At 57.4% G+C, this 2,547-nt stretch carries 3 protein-coding genes; all 3 read right to left on the bottom strand.

Annotated elements, in window-relative coordinates; all coding sequences use genetic code 11:
• The coding region (locus A2J02_RS12220) for a DUF4209 domain-containing protein (protein WP_197478010.1) at window positions 1-1,795 on the bottom strand (1,795 nt) is incomplete at its 3' end.
• Between the two features lie 118 nt (window positions 1,796-1,913).
• Window positions 1,914-2,081: a hypothetical protein gene (locus tag A2J02_RS27680; RefSeq protein WP_156516204.1), complete on the bottom strand. Its 168-nt coding sequence runs from the start codon at window positions 2,079-2,081 to the stop codon at window positions 1,914-1,916.
• A partial coding sequence (locus A2J02_RS28685; protein WP_231893827.1) for a hypothetical protein occupies window positions 2,068-2,547 on the bottom strand: 480 nt, incomplete at its 5' end. The genes A2J02_RS27680 and A2J02_RS28685, both read right to left, overlap by 14 nt.

Genomic DNA, 2,547 nt, shown 5'->3' with positions numbered 1-2,547 from the left:
CGGCGACCATTTCAATCAAAGGATATACAACCAGCCGAAGACAGAACCACCACATATACATCGCAGAATAGCTCCACGCGGAGGCGTCGGTCAGAAGACCATGTGCGATGTCGTTGCGTAAATTCGGCCCACCTTGAGTGACAAGCAACGCCTGCATCTCCATGACCATCCCAGCACCGAAGATCTCCTCAGCCTCTGTCATATCGAGAAGCGCGTTGAGACCCTTCTCGCTTTCTACCCCTCGCTCGTCTACAAATAACGTGTACACGCCGTTGGACTGAAGCGCTACTCGGACAGCGTGTTCCAACTGCGGAACTAAGACTGATATCGCGATACCGTAATTCCCGGCTAGACCGAGTGTCAGACCATCGGCCCAAAGCGTTTCATGGCCTGCGGGAACAAGCGGCGACTCGGAACACAATGACACCATGTACTGTCGGCCGAATCGATGGTCCGTTGTGAGAATCTCTTGGGCAGGCTGAATGACTCCCGTCGCGACCAGCTGGGAATGGAAGCCCACCGTTCGGACCATCTCCCCCCAGACTGCAGCCGCGTCGGCACCTTGAGTGGAACCGGGTGTCGAGGCCACTTTCCGGAAGTCGGATGAGATGGTCTCCAACCGGAAGAGGTGACTGATACTGCCTTCGAGCATCTCCGCAGCTGTCTCGCGAGTCCGTGCCTCGTCCATCGGCGGCGCGAGCTTCGCGAATGATGCCAGCGCGTCGAACTTGTCGGCATGCCCTGATACCTGCGATCGCGCGTACGCGACGTAGTCGGTCAAATCCACTGGATCTGATTGGATGCGCATCATCTGTTCGATCGAGGCTTCGCGGCTCTCGCGCAGTCGGCGACGAAGCTGTTCGATGAGTTCGTCGAGCTCGTTGGCAGCGCGATATGAGCGCGGGATCGTTCGTAAGATCGCGATTGCTTTCTCGAGGAACGAGCCCTCAACGAAGGCACCTGATACTAGATCCGTTTTCACCCGGGCGTCGGCCTCGGCAATGTATGTATGTGCGATACGCTCAAACGCTGCATTCTTTGCTGCACCGTCGGATTTGGGCAGCCACGTTACCGCTTCGCGTTCCAGGTGTCGGGACAGCCGAGGGTTTCGATCGACCGCCTGCGCTGCAAGTTGAACCAACGATCTATAGATGTCTGCGCGTCCGCTCTCGTCGACCCTTCCGTGCAGACGCAAGGTCTCAGCAATCTGCACAGTTCTGAAGTTGTCGGCGAGCTGGCCCGCAATTACCTCTCCGATCAACACATCCGTCATCTCACGCGCCCTGACCGCCCCTTCTGGGCCGCGCCGAATCGCCAGCTCTAGGGCCCGTATCCACGCATCTCTTCCATATCTGAACCACACTTCTTGAGACAACGGTGTTGACCGATAGGCATCGATTGCCAGATCCAGTGTGGCGACATCGGATCGGTTCCCATAAAACCAGGCGACGTCAGCGGCCCGAGCTCGAAGACTGTCGTGCTTGACGAGTGGGACGATCCGCGCCAGCAAAGCCACGTGACTAGCTTCGAGATCTGACGGCAGCGGCGTCCGTCGGCCGCCGAGCTGCATGGCCGGCGTGTACGGCTCCGACCAGTCGTCGGAATTGAGCATCGCAGACGACGCTGTTGCGAGCACCTGAAGCACAAGCTCTTTGAAGCCAGTCACTGCCGGATCCTTGGCCGCATTCGCGAGATCTGGCGACAGTAGTTCTGGAAGTTCGTAGGAGTCTGCCGATACTGATTCGAGCACATCCTCCCACCATGAGGGTTCAATCAGGTCGTCGCTCAGGTTCATTCGTAGGATCCTTCCGCCCATCCAGCGCTTTGCCACAGTGCCGCGAAGACACCGGACCGTCACCACAATTCTCGATGTGGCCCCATCTCGAACGACGGATAGCAACAGTTGTTTTCAATCACTGTATTTCAGCACCAATATTTCTGTACTGGACATGCACACCGCCGATTCCACTCCGCCTCTTTCTTTCCGAAGCCTTCCCAACGCGAGAAAGAGGTTCGATCACGGTGACTTTGGCCATCGCGTTGATCACTAAAGCAAAGACTGTTGCATTAGCGTCGTCCACGAATCATCCTCAGCTTGTGCTGCCGACGAGCGGACTCCAGTTGCGGTGCAAATAGTTCGATGCCTGCTCGTCCGACTGAGGAGACCGACGGATCGGGCGACTGTGCGTACTCTTTCATCTGCTCGAGATGACCGGCGATACGTTCGTGGCGTTCGCCCCAGTGAGTGCCAAGCTCTATCAAGGTGGCTATCTGACCGGGGTCCACTCCCCGCGGGACCAGAATGCGGGCCAGGTCGTGGATTGGTATTGCTGGCCCAATGCTGTTGGCCGAGTGTAGAGCGAACTCGGTGTCTACGACGTGGGTGTCAAGGAGGTGAGCTACCCATTTGCTGTCCCCACCGTTCAATGCCCAGAACACTCTGCGTCGAGCTGAGTCAACAGGACACGCTTCGAGGATCCTGGTCTTGGCGTCGATGTCCAGCTTGTAGCCGGAATGATCGAAAGCGTCTAGAACGGTGAAAATGTC

The organism is Rhodococcus sp. EPR-147 (genome assembly GCF_001647185.1).
Lineage (GTDB): Bacteria > Actinomycetota > Actinomycetes > Mycobacteriales > Mycobacteriaceae > Rhodococcoides.
Note: the sequence above shows the minus strand (reverse complement) of the source record. Positions and strands in the feature narration are given on the sequence as shown.